The sequence below is a fragment of the Microbacterium sp. LMI13-1-1.1 genome, assembly GCF_040815625.1.
Lineage (GTDB): Bacteria > Actinomycetota > Actinomycetes > Actinomycetales > Microbacteriaceae > Microbacterium > Microbacterium forte.
Map to the genome: position 1 here is coordinate 331,933 of NZ_JBFPNL010000006.1, position 14,282 is coordinate 346,214.

The following is a 14,282-nucleotide window of genomic DNA, read 5'->3' on the forward strand; positions in this document are numbered from 1 at the left end:
GAGCGCGCAGGCGCTGGAGGATCAAGTTTTGGCCAAAGACATCGAATCGCCCATGAAGACAACTGAAGATCGAGCAGTCGCTCGCAGCTCCCGCAGCCGCGTCGACGCCCGCAAGGTCGTCAAGCCCTTGCGTTCGATCGCCATCTTCGGGGCCGTCGGTGCTCTCGTCGCTGCTGTCGCTCTTCCCGCTTACGCTGCCACGAAGCCCGCCGAGGCGGCGACGACGGTGCAGCAGATGGCTGCCGTCGACGCCCAGTCCCTGGTCGTCGCCTCCGACGCCACGGCGGCACCACTCAGTCGCGGCACGTTCACCGCCACGACTCCGGGTGAGATCGAGAAGAAGAAGGCGGAGGAAGCCGCCGCGGCCCGTGCTGCGGCCGCCGCCAAGGCCGTCACCGCCTCGTCCTCGTCGAGCTTCGACATCGGCAACTACGCGCTGGTCTCGCCGGGTTCCGGCGAGGTCCGCTATCCGCTTCCGCAGGGTTCGTACCACGTCAGCCGCACAGTCGGCGGTGCGCACCAGGGTGCAGACATGCTGGCTCCGGCCGGAACGCCGATCTACGCCGCCGCTGCCGGCGTCGTGCGCGCCTCGGCGGAGAGCATCGGCGGATACGGCGTCGCCGTCATGCTCGACAGCGTCGTGGGCGGCCAGCGCGTGCAGACCACGTACGGCCACATGATCTACGGCTCGCGCCAGGTCCAGGCCGGTCAGACCGTCGCCGCCGGTCAGCTGATCGGCTTCGTCGGCAGCACCGGGCGTTCGACGGCCAACCACCTGCACTTCGAGGTCTGGGTCAACGGTGGGCTCATGGAGCCCATCGCCTGGCTCGCCGCCAACGCGGGCTGATCGAGCCACTCACCTCTCCTGCTCGCGGACACGCCTCCGGGAGTTCACCCGCAGTTTCGCCCTCGTGCTCTCCTGATGGGTTAGCCTGAACCCGTTGTCGCACAGGCGGGAGAAGCTGATGGAGCGAATATCGAGCATCCGAACCATGGATGACCTCGGTCGTCACGTCCTTCTGCATCGTCCGCAGGGACACCACGGCGTTGCCGTGCGAATGAGGCGCTGTCTGTAGACAGCGCCTTTTTTCATCCCTGCGAACGCCTCCGCTCCGTGCGGCTTCGTGTGAGTCGAGAGTGCCGGGAAGCCGTCCCGGCGGATCGAGAGGATGACGATGCGCACACTTGTACTGAACGCAGGATACGAACCGCTCGCGATCGTGTCGTTCAAGAGAGCCCTGGTCCTGGTCATGAATGACAAGGCCACCGTGATCGAACGCGTGGAAGACGACCCCGTCTGGGGCAGCCATGGCGTCTACGACCGCCCCGCCGTCATCGTCCTCTCGCGTTACGTGCGCATTCCCGCCAGCAGACGGGTGCCGGTGACGAGGCGGGGCGTCCTACGCCGCGACAATCACCGCTGCGGCTACTGCGGCAAGGCTGCGTCGACCATCGACCACGTCATGCCGCGCTCGCGGGGCGGAGCCGACTCATGGGAGAACCTCGTCGCCTGCTGCCTGCGCTGCAACAACACCAAGAGCGACCGCACTCCGCAGGAGATGCGCTGGGAGCTGCGCTTCGCGCCGCGTCCTCCTCACGGCACCGCGTGGACGGTGCGTGGCACCGAGCGGAGCGACCCGAGGTGGGAGCCGTACCTCGCCCTCGCGGCGTGAGCGGGAGGCGGGGGCGAGGGTTCCTCTAGAATGGAATCCTCGCCCCCGTAGCTCAGCAGGATAGAGCAGCCCTCTCCTAAAGGGCAGGTCGCTGGTTCGAATCCAGTCGAGGGCACTCCTCAGTCGCGACCGCTCCGCCACAGTTTCGACGGCCACCAGATCACTCGACCCAGGTCGTAGGCGAGCGCCGGCACGAGCAGCGAGCGCACCACGAACGTGTCGAGCAGCACGCCGAACGCCACGATGAACGCGAGCTGTGCCAGGAACAGGATCGGGATCACCGAGAGTGCGGCGAAGGTCGCAGCGAGCACGAGACCGGCGGAGGTGATCACGCCTCCCGTGATCGAGAGCCCGCGGAGGACTCCCTCGCGAGTGCCGTGCTCGAGAGACTCCTCGCGCACTCTGGTCATCAGGAAGATGTTGTAGTCGATCCCCAGTGCGACCAAGAACACGAACCCGTACAGCGGCACGGCAGGGTCGGCGCCGGGGAAGCCGAAGACGCCGTTGAACATCAGCGCCGAGACGCCCATGGCTGTGCCGAACGACAGCACGGTGGTGATGATCAGCAGCACCGGGGCGAGGATCGAGCGCAGCAGCAGCATGAGGATGAGCATGATGACGACGAGGACCACGGGGATGATCAGGTTGCGGTCATGGATCGACGCGTCGTTCGTGTCGATCGCCGTCGCCGTCACACCGCCCACGAGCGCGTCGAGCTCGTGCAACTCGACGCGGAGCTCGCGCACCGTGGCAGCAGCAGCATCGGAGTCCGCCGCGTCGGTCAAGGTGCCCTGCAGCAGCACCTCGCCATCCACCACCGTCGGCTCGGGCACGGGGGCACCTGGAGGACCGAACGCGACGAGTCCGTCTTCGGTGACCGTCGCCGCACCGCTCGGCGAATCGGCCGCCGTCACCGAGACGCCGTCGATGCCCTCGTCGGCGAGCAGCACGTCGGCGGCATCCTGCAGCCTGTCCTCTGCGACGACCACGTAGACCGGGCTGCCGGAGCCGCCGGGGAAGTGCTCGCCGAGGGCCACCTGTCCGTCGCGGGCCTCCGAGGCGCCGAGCACGAGGTCGGATGCCGGCACGCCGACGGCGTTGAGCTGCAGCACGCCGGAGGCGCCGGCGAGCAGCACGAGAGTCGTGACGATCCAGATCGCGCGGGGGCTCTTGGTGATCATGCCGGCCAGGCGCGCCCACAGCCCGGTCTTGCGCATGCCGTGCTCTTCGGCGACGACCTCGGGCTCGAACTTCGGACGCCGGGGCCAGAACACCGCGCGGCCGAACAGCAGCAGCAGTGCAGGAAGCAGAGTGAGTGCTGCGAGCATCGCGAACACGATGCCGATCGCGGCCACCGGCCCGAGAGTGCTGTTGGACTTGAGGTCGCTGAGCAGCAGGCACAGAAGGCCGGCGATCACGGTGCCGCCGGAGGCGACGATCGGCTCGAACGAGCCCTTCCACGCAGCCAGCACGGCTGTTCCCTTGTCCTGAACGACGCGGAGCTCTTCACGGAACCGCGCCACGAAGAGCAGGGCGTAGTCGGTCGCCGCTCCGATCACCAGGATGAACAGGATTCCCTGGGTCTGTCCGCTGAGCAGCAGCACCTCGAACTTGGCCAGCCACCAGACGACGAGCAATGCCACGCAGAGCGCGAACAGGCTGGTCGAGAGCACGACGATCGGCAGCAGGAACGAGCGGTAGACCAGCACCAGGATGACGAGCACCGCGAGAAGGGCGACGCCCAACAGCAGTCCGTCGATGCCGGCGAACCCGGCGACGAGGTCTGCGCTGAAGCCCGCGGGACCCGTGATGTAGACGGTGACGCCGCCAGGAGCGGCTTCCCGCAGCTGAGCGCCGAGCGCGTCGATCGCATCGGCGAGCTCCGCGTCGCCCTCGATGGGGATGAACGCCTGCACCGCCTTGCCGTCTTCGGACGTCAGAGCGGGGGAGACATCCTCGCTCACACCCTCCACCGAGGGGGCGTCGGCGACGGCATCCGAGATGGTCTGCAGATCCGACTCCGAGAGCTCGTCATCGGACACGAAGACGGCGATCGCAGGAATGGCGTCGCTGTCGTTGAATTCGCCGAGCAGCTTCTGCACCTGGGTGGCATCAGCGGATTCGGGCAGATAGCTCGTCTGATCGTTCGACGAGACCTCATCGACCTTGCCGAACAGCGGGCCGCCGAGGCCCGCCCCGACCAGCCACACCAGGATCAGGGCGACGGGGATGAGGATGCGCGCCCAGGAGTGTCGCCGCGTACGCACTCGGGTCGGTGGGTTGGGCGCGTTCTCAGGGCGGGACATCGGGTTCCTCTCGGGAGGTGCAGGGCGGGGATCAGGGATGGGGGCGTCAGGAGACCCAGGCGAGGATGAGGATCATCGTCGCGAGGAACCCGGCGAAGTAGTTGAGGAAGATGAAACGCCGCCAGGCGCGGTTGGTGCCCGCGGAGGTCTCGTCGGTGACGTTCCACCAGGGCGCCGCGTTCACGATGTACGGCAGCGCGAGCGCAGCGCCCAGCGGACCCGGCCACGAGGTGAACAGCATCGCGACTCCGGCCAGCGCCCAGAGCGCGATCGACAGCCGCACGGTCGCACGGGCTCCGATCACGGTCGCGATCGATCCGATCCCGCCTTCGCGGTCGGGTGCGATGTCCTGCACCGCGCCGAAGGCGTGTGCCGCCATGCCCCACAGGAAGAAGGCGATGAGCACGATGACCGCCGTGGGCGTGGCGGATGCGTCGGCCAGGGCGAGACCCACGACCGCCGGGGTCACGAAGTGCAGGCTCGAGGTCGTCGAATCGAGGAATGCCCGCTCCTTGAACCGCAGCCCCGGCGCGGAGTAGGCGATCACGGCGAACACGCTGATCGCCAGCCAGAACCAGGACGCGGGGTTTCCGACCACCACGAGGTAGACGAGGAACGGGATGTTCGTCACGACCGCCGCCCACAGTGTGGCCCGGTGGATGCGGGGGGAGAGCAGCGCGCCTTCGATCCCGCCCTTGCGCGGGTTGGCGAGGTCGGACGCGTAGTCGAACACGTCGTTGATGCCGTACATCGCCAGGTTGTAGGGCACCAGGAAGTACAGCGTGCCGATGATCAGCGTGAGGTCGATCTCGCGGGTGCTGAGAAGGTATGCGGCCGCGAAGGGGAATGCCGTGTTGATCCAGCTGATCGGACGGGATGACAGGACGATCTGCGCGATGTCGCGACCGACGGATCCGCGGGCCGACGAGGTCATGAGGGATCCTCGTCGGCGGTTCTGACGTCGTCACGAGCGCGTCGACGGGCGCGCAGCGCCGCCCACAGAGTCGGCAGCAGCACCGCCCCGGCGAGCGGATAGGCGAAGTCCTCGAGAGGTGCGAGACCGATGTGCACGCCGAGCAGATGATCGGCGGAGTAGTGGAACAGGCCCGTCGCGATCATCACCGTGTCGAACACGGCGGTGAGGATGAAGAGCACGACGACGGTCACGGCCACGGCGCCGAGGTGGGCGCGGTGCCGGCCCGAGACGACGGACAGAACGATGGCCGCCACCACCGCGGCGCCGACGAACCACGCGGAGAGCTCGAGGTAGGTCACTGTGCGACCTCGCTCGGGCGTCGGGTCAGTCTCGTCAGGATGCGCACGGCCCCGGTGTAGACGATCATCGTGCACACGACCAGGAACAGAAGGAAGACCGGCTCCTCGATCGGGAGCTCGGGGGCGAGGACGATCCCCGTCGCGATGGCCGACTCGCCACGGAAGAAGATCCCTCCGGCGATGCCCGCGACGTCCCAGACGAGGAAGAAAGCGAGCCCGACGGCCGTGACGACGGACGCGGAGACGGCGTCGCGCCAGAAGAAGAGCCGGAATCTCCGATCGAGCAGCAGCATGCATCCGAGGGTGGCGAGCAGGACCACCGGATATACGAAGCCCATCACGCGGTTCCGCTCGCAGACTCAGCGGTGGCCGAGACGTCGAGAGGTCCGCTGGAGTGGTCGCCGCGGATCCGCTTGAGAACGATCTCGGCGCTGATCAGGCACATCGGCACGCCGACCCCCGGTGCGGTCGTGGCGCCCGCGTAGTACAGCCCCGTCACCTGGCGCGACTCGTTCTGAGCGCGGAACATCGCGCTCTGGGAGAGGATGTGCGCCGGTCCCAGCATCCCGCCGCGCCACGAGTTGTAGTCCTCGAGGAAGTCTGCGGGACCTTTCGTCTCACGCACCACAATGCGCTCGCGCAGGTCGTCGATGCCTGCCCAGCGCGAGATCTGGTCGATCGCGGCATCCGCTGCCCGCTCTATCGCTGCAGATCCGCCGCCGTCGGAGCCGCCCGCGCCCAAAGCGGTGTCGGCAGGGATCGGCACCAGCACGAAGAGGTTCTCGTGCCCTTCGGGGGCGACGGTGCTGTCAGTGGCGCTCGGACGGCAGACGTACGTCGAGGCGGGGGAGGGGATCTCGGGCGCATCGCCGAAGATGGCGTCGAAGTTGGCATCCCAGTCTTCGGTGAAGAACAGCGAGTGGTGCGGCAGCTCGGGCAGAGAGCCTCGCACGCCGAGCATCACGAGCACGGCACCTGGTCCGCTGGTGCGCCGCTGCCACCACGAATCGGGGTACGTGCGAAGGTGCGGTGGGAGCAGCGCCGTCTCGGTGTGATGCAGATCGGCGCCGGAGACGACGATGTCGGCGTCTGCCGTGTGCGCGACTCCGTCGGAGTCGCGCCACTCGACACCCGTCACAGTGGGTGCGCCCGACCGGATGCCTGTGCTGATCGCCGTGACGTCGGCATCCAGCACGATCCTGGCGCCCGCCGCCTCGGCCAGCTCCGCGATGCGCTCGACGACGCGCCAGAACCCGCCCTGCGGATAGCTGACGCCCTCGTCGAGATCGAGAGCGCTCATGAGGTGGTACATCGCCGGGGCGGTGCGGGGATCGGTGCCGAGGAACACCGCGGGGTATCCGAGCAGTTGACGGATCACCGGGTCTCGGAAGCGCCGAGCGGCGAACGACTGCAGGCGCGTGCCCAGAAGCGTGAAGAGACGAGGAAGGGCTCGCAGCACCTCCGGCGTCATCAGCGTGCGCAGCCGCGTGAACGGGTTGTAGAGGAAGTAGCGTTCGGCCATGACGCGTGCGTCGTGCGCCGAGTCGAGATACGCGTCGAGCGCCTGCGCCGAGCCGGGCTCGCGGGACTCGAACAGACGAGATACCGCCGCGCGCCCGGAGGGCACGGTGACGGAGGGTGATGGGTGCCCGTCCGCTTCCGGTGCCTGGAAGACGCGGTACCCGGGATCGAGGAGCGTCAGGTCGAGCTGATCCTGCGTCGAGGTGCCCATCATCTCGAAGAAGTGGTCGAACACCTCGGGCATGAGGTACCACGACGGCCCGGAGTCGAACCGGAAGCCGTCGCGCTCTATGGTGCCCGCGCGACCACCGACGCGGCTGTTCTTCTCATAGACGGTCACGTCGTGACCGTCGCGGGCGAGCAGTCCTGCGACAGCGAGACCGGCGACTCCCGCGCCGATCACCGCGACCCGGCTCATCGGTTCCGCTCCAGCGCCGTCACGAGCACGGACCGCGTGGCCAGCAGCGCCTTGATCGGATCCGGCACGCGCACCCGGCGCTCGTAGAGGCTCGAGGCCGGAGTCTTCGCGACGCGTCTGGTCAGGGCAGCGAACAGCGCGTGGGCGCTGCGCACGGCGGCGCGAGCGTCTTTGGGCAGCAAGGGGATCGAGCGTGCCGCATCGTCGAGCTGCGCCGTGATGGTGCGTACCCAGTCGTCGCGGTCGGCATCGGTGAGGCGGCCGCCGTCGCCGAGATAGCCGCGCTGGAGGCGCTCGGTGTCGTCGGCGAGGTCACGGAGGAAGTTGACGTTCTGGAAAGCGGCGCCGAGCTGTCGTGCTCCGTGGGTCAGGGTCTCGAGTTCGCCGGTGGTGCGCGTGTCTTCTCGCAGGAACACCCGCAGGCACATCAGTCCGACCACCTCGGCCGAGCCGTAGACATAGCGCTCGTGCGCCGCCGCGTCGTAGGCGGTGAAGCCGGTGTCGCCCGCGATGTCTGCAGCCATCGAGTCGAAGAACGGCTGCGTGAGATCCTCGCCGATCCCGCACTCCCTCGCCGTGCGCGCGAAGGCGTGCAGCACGAGGTCCGTGCTGTATCCGACATCCATCGCCCGGTGGGTCTCGGCCACATAAGATGCGAGCGCGCCGGTCTGCGCGGACTCGTCGAGTCCTGCCTGCGCGGCGACCCCGTCGACGATCTCGTCGGCGATGCGAACCATGGCGTAGATGTTGCGCACATGCTGGCGATGTCTCTCCCCGAGCAATCGGGTCGCCAGCCCGAACGACGTCGAGTATGTGCGGATGACCTCGGTGGATGCCGTGTCGGCGGCGCGGTTGAACCGTCCCAGACTCGCACCCGACGCGTCGTGAGGGGTCGGGCTCATGCCTGTCGTCCTTCGAGGCGAGACGCGGAGACCAGAATCGACCGCGCGGCATCCGAGCTGATCTCGCCGGCGAGCTCCGCCTCTGACAACAGCGCGTAGACCGCGTCGAGCTGATCGCCGATGAGGCCGACGACGAATTGCTCGGCTCCGCATTCGCGCAGCAGGTCGCGCATCGCGGTGGCATCCTGGAGGCTCAGATCTGCGGAACCGAATCGGGGCGCGATGCGCTCCCAGGTGCCCGTCGATCGGGCGAAGGCGATGAGGGCCGTCTCCTTGCCCTCCCGCAGATCGGAGAACGCATCCTTGCCGTGTGTGCGGTGGTCTCCGAAGACACAGAGCAGGTCGTCCTGCAGCTGATACGCGAGACCCAGGTGGCGGCCCACGGACTGCAGCGTCGCTTCGGCCGAATCGGAGGAGTCGGCGAGGAGGGCCGCTGCTCGCAGAGGCAGTGAGAACGAGTAAGTCGCCGTCTTGTAGACGCTCATGGTGAGGACGGTGTCGACGTCCGACGCGATGATCCCGTGGCTCAGCGCCACGTCGGTGTGCTCGCCGGCCACCGTCTCGAGGATGGTCTGCTCGACGAGATCGAGCAGGCGTCGTCGTGCGTGCGCCGAGACCTCTGCCCGGGCGAAACCCATGATCGCGGCCGAGAGCATCAGATCGCCCATCAGGATCGCGCTCGATCTGGCCCAGTGCAGCGAGTCCTCCTCGGAGGTGGCTGGCGTGCTCGCTGCGAGCTCTCCGATCAGGTTCGGTCGCTTGCGGCGGGTCAGGTCTCCGTCGATGACATCGTCGTGCAGCAGGAAGGCGTAGTGCAGCAGCTCGATGTGCGTCGCGATGTCGACGGCGGCCACCGTCGCGCTGTCGTCGGCGGACGGGACGAGTGCGCGATGGATGTCGAGCAGCAGCCTCGGGCGAACGAGCTTGCCGCCGAGCGCATGGTCCGCGGTCGCACGCCAGAGCGCAGCGAACTCGGTTCCATACGCCTCTGCGTTCTCGCAGTGCAGGGCGAAGCGCTGGCGGAGCATCTCTTCGACTCGAGGGCTCAGGTCCTCTCGCGGCGCAGCCTGCGTCACGGTCACGGTCATGGTCACACCACCCCGAGGTCGCGGAGCTGGGGGAGCTGCTCGACGAGCCAGGGGCTGAAGGCGAAGGGAGCGCCGATCACGGAGTCGGCGAACTCCGCCGGGTCGACCCATGCCCACTCGGCGACCTCGTCGGGGTCGGGAGAGAGGGGGCCGTCTGCGATGGCCACGTGGACGGGGCAGATCTCGTTCTCGACGATTCCGCTCGCGTCGACGGCCCGGTAGCGGTAGTCGGGCAGTACCAGGGAGACGTCGGTGAGGCGGAGCCCGAGTTCGTCCTGTGCGCGTCGATGCACGGCGTCGGTCATGTCTTCGCCGGGGCGCGGGTGACCGCAGAAGCTGTTGGTCCATACGCCGGGCCATGTGCGCTTCGCGAGTGCTCGTCGCGTCACCAGAAGACGCCCCTCGCGATCGAAGACGTGGCAGGAGAAGGCCAGGTGAAGAGGGGTATCGGTCGTGTGGACCGTGTCTTTCGCACTGGTGCCGATCGCGACTCCGTCTGCAGAAAGGAGGGTGACCTCATCCAACGGGGGAACCTCCTCGATTTTCGCTAGCTTAGCTAATAATCAACATAACATGAAACATTCGTGTGTAGCATGATGTCATGCACGACGGACCCGACGCCACCCCCCGCGGAAGCGGCGCGTCCGACGTCCTCTCTCGACAGGAGGCGGGCTCGCCGGACGGCGTCGCGCACGCGGCGATCTACGACGTCGAGTCCGCGGATCCGCGGAGCACCCTGATCGACCGGTCGGGAGTCGCACCGGAGGACCTGCGCCAGATCGCGCTGGTGATGGGAGCACTCGGCGAGCTCAGGGACGCCGAGCAGAAGCTGTCGCTCGCCTCGCGCCGCTACATGCGCCTCAATGACACGGACATGCGAGCGCTGCATTATCTGATCGTCTGCGCGAACCGCGGTGCGACGGCGACTCCTGGGGGTATCGCCACCCACCTCGGCATCTCGACGGCGTCGACGACCAAGCTGCTCGACCGCCTGGAGAAGGGCGGCCACATCCGGCGCGCACCGCATCCGACCGACCGGCGTGCTCTGGCGATCACCATCACTCCGGAGACGCGACAGGCGGCGATGGAGACGGTGGGTCGTCAGCAGGCAAAGCGCTTCTACTCAGCGGCGCGGTTGACGGCGGACGAGCGTGACGTCGTCATCCGATTCCTCTCGGACATGGCGAAGGAGATCACGCTCCGGGATGAGCCGTGGGCCCAACCCGGAGTCGCGACCTCCGAGTGAGTCAGTGCGCGGCGTTGTACGCCTCGACGACCGGAGCAGGAATCCGGCCCCGCTCTGAGAGCGTGTAGCCGTTGTCGTTGGCCCACGCCCTGATCGCGGCGACCTCCGGATTGCGGCCGGCACGCTTGCGAGGTGCCGCCGATCGCGCAGACACGGCGGAGCCGGCCCGACGCCCCGCCGAGATATACGGCTCGAGCGCCGCGCGCAATTCTTCTGCGTGAGCGGTATTCAGATCGATTTCGTACGAGGTTCCATTCAGCGAGAAATGCACGGTCTCGCCTTCACCGACGTCCAGAACGCTTCCGTCGATGTCGTCTACCAGCTGGTGCACAATTCTTCTTGCCATGGAAATGACAATACTCCGAATTGACGGGTCTGAGGATATTACTCGTGACCGGGGTCGATCAATTTCAATCCGACGATGCATCCGACGAGTCCGAGAAGCAACAGGATGCGCACCCAGGAGACCTCGCTGTCACCCGTGACCATCGCCCAGACGACGGTGAGTGTCACCCCGATTCCGACCCATACGGCATATGCGGTTCCGGTCGCGATATCACGCATCGCGAATGCGAGTCCGATCATCGAGAGGATCAGACCACCCGCGAAGATGATGCTCGGCCAGAGCTTGGTGAGTCCCTCGGATTTGCCCAGGGCAGTCGCCCACACGGCCTCGAGAACACCGGAGACGATCAGCACGATCCACGACATGACGGTCCTTTCGGACCAGTCTTTTCGCTCACCGGGTACTGGTCTGCCTCGTCCGGGGCCGGGGTTCACCGACCGGTGTCCACGATAGCCGTCAGCGCTGGGCAGCGCCTGTGCAGCCCTGCCGCCGCGCGTGCCGGCGGCTTAGGGGAGCAGCCCGGCGCGGCGCGCCTTGGCCACAGCAGCGTGGCGGGTCGACGCGTCGAGCTTCGACATGGCCGTGCCGAGGTAGGCCTTGACCGTGCCCTCGCGGAGGCCCAACTGACCGGCGATCTCCGCATTCGTCGCCCCGAGGGCCGCGCACGCGAGCACATCGGTCTCCCGACGGGAGAGATGAACGGTCGAGATCGGTCCGGTCCCCGGCGGGACAGCATCCTCGGCGAGCATCACGAGACGCTGTTCCACCTGCGCGATTCGCGCGCGCAGTTCGGCGTCATCGACGGACGCCGCGATGCTGCGAAGCTCGGCGAAGCTCTCGCGCAGCTCTTCGCGATGACGCGGCGCGACGGAATCGGATGCCGGTGCCACCGAACGAAGTCGTCGCTCCACCTCGTCGCGGACGCGGAGCTCCTCCGCCACGGACTGCGCGACCTGCATCGCCGGAGCGGTCGTCACGCCTCCGACGGGTGTCCTGTCCCAGGCTCCCGCATAGAGGATGCCTCGAGGGCGACCGCTCACGACGATGGGCAGAGCGAGCAGGGTCCGCAGTCCTTCGCCGAGCACGAACACGTCGTAGTCATGGGTGATCTGCTGGGAGGATCCGTAGTCGCTGGTCATGCGGGGGCGCAGTTCCATCATCGCCCGCCCTCCGAGGCCGCGCTCGGGTCTCACACGCAGCCCGTCGAGACTGCGGGTGCGGTTTCCGACGATGCTGGTCACGCTGACGACACCCTCGTCGATGAGCCCACCGAAGGCGACGGGGAACCGGGTGCGCTGAGCGAGCTCGCGCACTGCTCTGGCGACGAGCTCGGTCTCTGATTCCATCCGGGTCGATGTGGTCACGACTACCTACTTTCGGGGGTGACGGCGCTGTTCCCCGTTTCGTAGCGTCGACCCTATCATTCGCCTGGGAAACCGGGGCGAGCCGCAGCACATGAGGCAAGGAGGCCCCATGACCGACCATCAGACGGCTGATTCGCCGGGAGCGATCGACTACATCGCTGTCGAGCAATCACCACGATTCCGCGAGTTGAAGAAGACGCAGCGATCGTTCATCTTCCCGCTCGCGGCGTTCTTCCTCATCTGGTATTTCGTCTACGTCCTGCTCGCCGCATTCGCGATCGACTTCATGTCGCAGAGGGTGTGGGGCGATATCACCGTCGGACTGCTCATGGGGCTCGGGCAATTCGTCACCACTTTCGCGATCACGATGGGCTACGTCGCGTTCGCCAACCGGCGGCTCGATCCGATCGCCACGGAGATCCGTGAAGAGCTCGAGAAGGCGCAGGGAGAAGCATGAACATCATTCACGCAGCCACCCAGCCGGTCACGGCCGAGAGCAATCCCGTCCTCAACATCTCGATCTTCCTGGCTTTCGTCGCGGTGACGCTTTTCATCGTGATTCGGGCGAGCAAGAACAACAAGACGGCGGCTGACTACTATGCCGCCGGCCGCTCGTTCACGGGGCCGCAGAACGGTTTCGCGATCGCCGGCGATTATCTGTCGGCGGCGTCGTTCCTCGGAATCTGCGGAGCGATCGCGATCAACGGTTATGACGGATTCCTGTATTCGATCGGATTCCTCGTCGCCTGGCTCGTCGCACTGCTTCTCGTCGCAGAGCTCATGCGCAACACCGGCAAGTTCACGATGGCCGACGTGCTGTCCTTCCGTCTGAAGCAGCGCCCCGTGCGCATGGCGGCCGCGATCACGACGCTCGCCGTGTGCTTCTTCTACCTGTTGGCGCAGATGGCGGGTGCCGGCGGCCTGGTCTCGCTGCTGCTCGGCATCGACGGCCGGATCGGGCAGTCGATCGTGATCGCCGTGGTCGGTCTGCTGATGATCGTCTACGTCCTCATCGGCGGCATGAAGGGCACGACCTGGGTGCAGATCGTCAAGGCGTTCCTGCTCATCGGCGGTGCCATCGCGATGACGATCTGGGTGCTGGCGATCAACGGGTTCAGCCTCAACACGCTGCTCGAGGGAGCGGTGGCGAATTCCGACAAGGGCGATGCCATCCTCGGCCCGGGGCTGCAGTACGGGGCCAACCCCTGGGACTTCGTTTCTCTCGGCATGGCCCTCGTGCTCGGAACCGCCGGGCTCCCGCATGTGCTGATGCGCTTCTACACGGTGCCCACCGCCAAGGAGGCTCGTCGTTCAGTGGTGTGGGCCATCTGGCTCATCGGCGGCTTCTATCTGCTCACGCTGGTGCTCGGATATGGAGCGGGCGCGCTCGTCGGCGCGGATGTGATCGCGGCAGCACCCGGCGGACCGAACTCGGCCGCCCCGCTGCTCGCGCTGTATCTGGGCGGACCGGTGCTGCTCGGCTTCATCTCGGCGGTCGCCTTCGCGACCATCCTCGCCGTGGTGGCCGGACTCACGATCACGGCAGCCGCCTCGTTCGCGCATGACATCTATGCGAACGTGATCCAGAAGGGCAAGAAGGACTCCGCGGGCAACCCGGTCGAGCCCGACCCCGACGGCGAGGTGCGCGTCGCGCGACGAACGGTGGTCGTGATCGGCATCCTCGCCATCATCGGCGGCATCGGCGCCCAGGGGCAGAACATCGCCTTCCTCGTGGCGCTCGCCTTCGCGGTCGCCGCCTCGGCGAATCTGCCGACGATCCTGTATTCGCTGTTCTGGAAGCGATTCAACACCCGTGGCGCGGTCTGGAGCATGTACGGCGGTCTTGCGGCGGCGATCATCCTCATCGTCCTGTCGCCGGTGTTCTCCGGTTCGCCGACGTCGATGATCCCCGGAATCGACATCGTCCTCTGGCCGATGAACAATCCGGGCATCGTATCGATCCCGCTCGGCTTCTTCCTCGGCTGGCTCGGAACCGTCACGAGCCGCACCAAGGAGTCGCCGCTCCTGGCCGCCGAGATGGAGGTGCGGTCGCTCACCGGGTTCGGAGCAGAGAAAGCCGTGGATCACTGATCCGGCGATGAAGCGATCGTGGACCCCGACGGCCTACTCGTCGGGGTCCACG

16 protein-coding genes, 1 tRNA gene and 1 riboswitch are annotated in these 14,282 nt (G+C 67.0%); of the genes, 6 read left to right on the plus strand and 11 right to left on the minus strand.

Going from position 1 to position 14,282, the window contains the following annotated elements:
- Positions 1 to 52 precede the first annotated feature (52 nt).
- The 3 genes from MRBLMI13_RS15010 (at position 53) to MRBLMI13_RS15020 (ending at position 1,788) form a co-directional block, all read left to right on the plus strand.
- Positions 53 to 847: a M23 family metallopeptidase gene (locus MRBLMI13_RS15010; RefSeq protein WP_367823468.1), complete on the plus strand. Its 795-nt coding sequence runs from the start codon at positions 53 to 55 to the stop codon at positions 845 to 847.
- A gap of 328 nt (positions 848 to 1,175) precedes the next feature.
- Positions 1,176 to 1,673 (plus strand): HNH endonuclease, encoded by a 498-nt coding sequence (locus MRBLMI13_RS15015; protein ID WP_042539885.1) that lies wholly within the window; start codon positions 1,176 to 1,178, stop codon positions 1,671 to 1,673.
- Between the two features lie 41 nt (positions 1,674 to 1,714).
- Positions 1,715 to 1,788 (plus strand) — tRNA-Arg (locus MRBLMI13_RS15020).
- Between the two features lie 4 nt (positions 1,789 to 1,792).
- Here MRBLMI13_RS15020 and MRBLMI13_RS15025 read toward each other — a convergent pair.
- The 8 genes from MRBLMI13_RS15025 to idi are packed head-to-tail and all read right to left on the minus strand — an operon-like array spanning position 1,793 to position 9,707.
- A complete protein-coding gene (locus tag MRBLMI13_RS15025; RefSeq protein ID WP_367823466.1) occupies positions 1,793 to 3,979 on the minus strand; it encodes an MMPL family transporter in 2,187 nt (728 codons plus the stop codon).
- A gap of 46 nt (positions 3,980 to 4,025) precedes the next feature.
- Positions 4,026 to 4,913, minus strand: a complete 888-nt coding sequence (locus tag MRBLMI13_RS15030; protein ID WP_367823464.1) for a prenyltransferase — start codon at positions 4,911 to 4,913, stop codon at positions 4,026 to 4,028.
- On the minus strand, positions 4,910 to 5,254 hold the full coding sequence (locus MRBLMI13_RS15035) for a lycopene cyclase domain-containing protein (protein WP_056373570.1): 345 nt from the start codon (positions 5,252 to 5,254) through the stop codon (positions 4,910 to 4,912). The genes MRBLMI13_RS15030 and MRBLMI13_RS15035 overlap by 4 nt, the downstream gene beginning before the upstream one ends.
- Positions 5,251 to 5,592, minus strand: coding sequence for a lycopene cyclase domain-containing protein (locus MRBLMI13_RS15040; RefSeq protein ID WP_042539838.1), 342 nt, complete (start codon positions 5,590 to 5,592; stop codon positions 5,251 to 5,253). The genes MRBLMI13_RS15035 and MRBLMI13_RS15040 overlap by 4 nt, the downstream gene beginning before the upstream one ends.
- Positions 5,592 to 7,193 (minus strand): phytoene desaturase family protein, encoded by a 1,602-nt coding sequence (gene crtI, locus MRBLMI13_RS15045; protein WP_367823461.1) that lies wholly within the window; start codon positions 7,191 to 7,193, stop codon positions 5,592 to 5,594. Before crtI ends, MRBLMI13_RS15040 begins: the two co-directional genes overlap by 1 nt.
- The gene (locus tag MRBLMI13_RS15050; protein WP_042539842.1) at positions 7,190 to 8,095 is read right to left on the minus strand and encodes a phytoene/squalene synthase family protein; all 906 of its coding nucleotides are present in this window, start codon (positions 8,093 to 8,095) and stop codon (positions 7,190 to 7,192) included. Before MRBLMI13_RS15050 ends, crtI begins: the two co-directional genes overlap by 4 nt.
- Complete coding sequence (locus MRBLMI13_RS15055; RefSeq protein ID WP_367823459.1) at positions 8,092 to 9,183, minus strand: polyprenyl synthetase family protein; 1,092 nt, start codon at positions 9,181 to 9,183, stop codon at positions 8,092 to 8,094. The genes MRBLMI13_RS15050 and MRBLMI13_RS15055 overlap by 4 nt, the downstream gene beginning before the upstream one ends.
- Positions 9,184 to 9,185: 2 nt before the next feature.
- Positions 9,186 to 9,707, minus strand: coding sequence for an isopentenyl-diphosphate Delta-isomerase (gene idi / locus MRBLMI13_RS15060; protein ID WP_079113265.1), 522 nt, complete (start codon positions 9,705 to 9,707; stop codon positions 9,186 to 9,188).
- Positions 9,708 to 9,784: 77 nt separating this feature from the next.
- Here idi and MRBLMI13_RS15065 point away from each other — a divergent pair, with 77 nt between their 5' ends.
- On the plus strand, positions 9,785 to 10,429 hold the full coding sequence (locus MRBLMI13_RS15065; RefSeq protein WP_079113264.1) for a MarR family winged helix-turn-helix transcriptional regulator: 645 nt from the start codon (positions 9,785 to 9,787) through the stop codon (positions 10,427 to 10,429).
- A 1-nt stretch (position 10,430) separates the two neighbouring features.
- Here MRBLMI13_RS15065 and MRBLMI13_RS15070 read toward each other — a convergent pair whose 3' ends face one another.
- The 3 genes from MRBLMI13_RS15070 to MRBLMI13_RS15080 form a co-directional block, all read right to left on the minus strand.
- Complete coding sequence (locus tag MRBLMI13_RS15070) at positions 10,431 to 10,775, minus strand: histone-like nucleoid-structuring protein Lsr2 (RefSeq protein ID WP_042539847.1); 345 nt, start codon at positions 10,773 to 10,775, stop codon at positions 10,431 to 10,433.
- Positions 10,776 to 10,813: 38 nt separating this feature from the next.
- Complete coding sequence (locus MRBLMI13_RS15075) at positions 10,814 to 11,140, minus strand: DMT family transporter (protein ID WP_042539849.1); 327 nt, start codon at positions 11,138 to 11,140, stop codon at positions 10,814 to 10,816.
- 10 nt (positions 11,141 to 11,150) lie between these two features.
- A riboswitch (guanidine-III (ykkC-III) riboswitch) is annotated at positions 11,151 to 11,217 on the minus strand.
- Positions 11,218 to 11,281: 64 nt separating this feature from the next.
- Positions 11,282 to 12,139: a LuxR C-terminal-related transcriptional regulator gene (locus tag MRBLMI13_RS15080; protein WP_042539851.1), complete on the minus strand. Its 858-nt coding sequence runs from the start codon at positions 12,137 to 12,139 to the stop codon at positions 11,282 to 11,284.
- A gap of 109 nt (positions 12,140 to 12,248) precedes the next feature.
- On the opposite strand from MRBLMI13_RS15080, the gene MRBLMI13_RS15085 reads away from it, so the two are divergent.
- Together MRBLMI13_RS15085 and MRBLMI13_RS15090 are read left to right on the plus strand one after the other, a co-directional pair.
- Positions 12,249 to 12,596, plus strand: a complete 348-nt coding sequence (locus tag MRBLMI13_RS15085; RefSeq protein ID WP_042539853.1) for a DUF485 domain-containing protein — start codon at positions 12,249 to 12,251, stop codon at positions 12,594 to 12,596.
- Positions 12,593 to 14,230, plus strand: coding sequence for a solute symporter family protein (locus MRBLMI13_RS15090; protein ID WP_042539855.1), 1,638 nt, complete (start codon positions 12,593 to 12,595; stop codon positions 14,228 to 14,230). The genes MRBLMI13_RS15085 and MRBLMI13_RS15090 overlap by 4 nt, the downstream gene beginning before the upstream one ends.
- Positions 14,231 to 14,282: the final 52 nt, after the last annotated feature.

Bases quoted from the DNA above. Each gene is read 5' to 3' on its own strand.
- MRBLMI13_RS15015 (WP_042539885.1), top strand. From the start codon at position 1,176: ATGCGCACACTTGTACTGAACGCAGGATACGAACCGCTCGCGATCGTG.
- MRBLMI13_RS15075 (WP_042539849.1), bottom strand. From the start codon at position 11,140: ATGTCGTGGATCGTGCTGATCGTCTCCGGTGTTCTCGAGGCCGTGTGG.
- MRBLMI13_RS15010 (WP_367823468.1), top strand. From the start codon at position 53: ATGAAGACAACTGAAGATCGAGCAGTCGCTCGCAGCTCCCGCAGCCGC.
- MRBLMI13_RS15070 (WP_042539847.1), bottom strand. From the start codon at position 10,775: ATGGCAAGAAGAATTGTGCACCAGCTGGTAGACGACATCGACGGAAGC.
- MRBLMI13_RS15030 (WP_367823464.1), bottom strand. From the start codon at position 4,913: ATGACCTCGTCGGCCCGCGGATCCGTCGGTCGCGACATCGCGCAGATC.
- MRBLMI13_RS15090 (WP_042539855.1), top strand. From the start codon at position 12,593: ATGAACATCATTCACGCAGCCACCCAGCCGGTCACGGCCGAGAGCAAT.
- MRBLMI13_RS15055 (WP_367823459.1), bottom strand. From the start codon at position 9,183: ATGACCGTGACCGTGACGCAGGCTGCGCCGCGAGAGGACCTGAGCCCT.
- MRBLMI13_RS15065 (WP_079113264.1), top strand. From the start codon at position 9,785: ATGCACGACGGACCCGACGCCACCCCCCGCGGAAGCGGCGCGTCCGAC.
- MRBLMI13_RS15040 (WP_042539838.1), bottom strand. From the start codon at position 5,592: ATGGGCTTCGTATATCCGGTGGTCCTGCTCGCCACCCTCGGATGCATG.
- crtI (WP_367823461.1), bottom strand. From the start codon at position 7,193: ATGAGCCGGGTCGCGGTGATCGGCGCGGGAGTCGCCGGTCTCGCTGTC.
- MRBLMI13_RS15025 (WP_367823466.1), bottom strand. From the start codon at position 3,979: ATGTCCCGCCCTGAGAACGCGCCCAACCCACCGACCCGAGTGCGTACG.
- MRBLMI13_RS15085 (WP_042539853.1), top strand. From the start codon at position 12,249: ATGACCGACCATCAGACGGCTGATTCGCCGGGAGCGATCGACTACATC.
- MRBLMI13_RS15050 (WP_042539842.1), bottom strand. From the start codon at position 8,095: ATGAGCCCGACCCCTCACGACGCGTCGGGTGCGAGTCTGGGACGGTTC.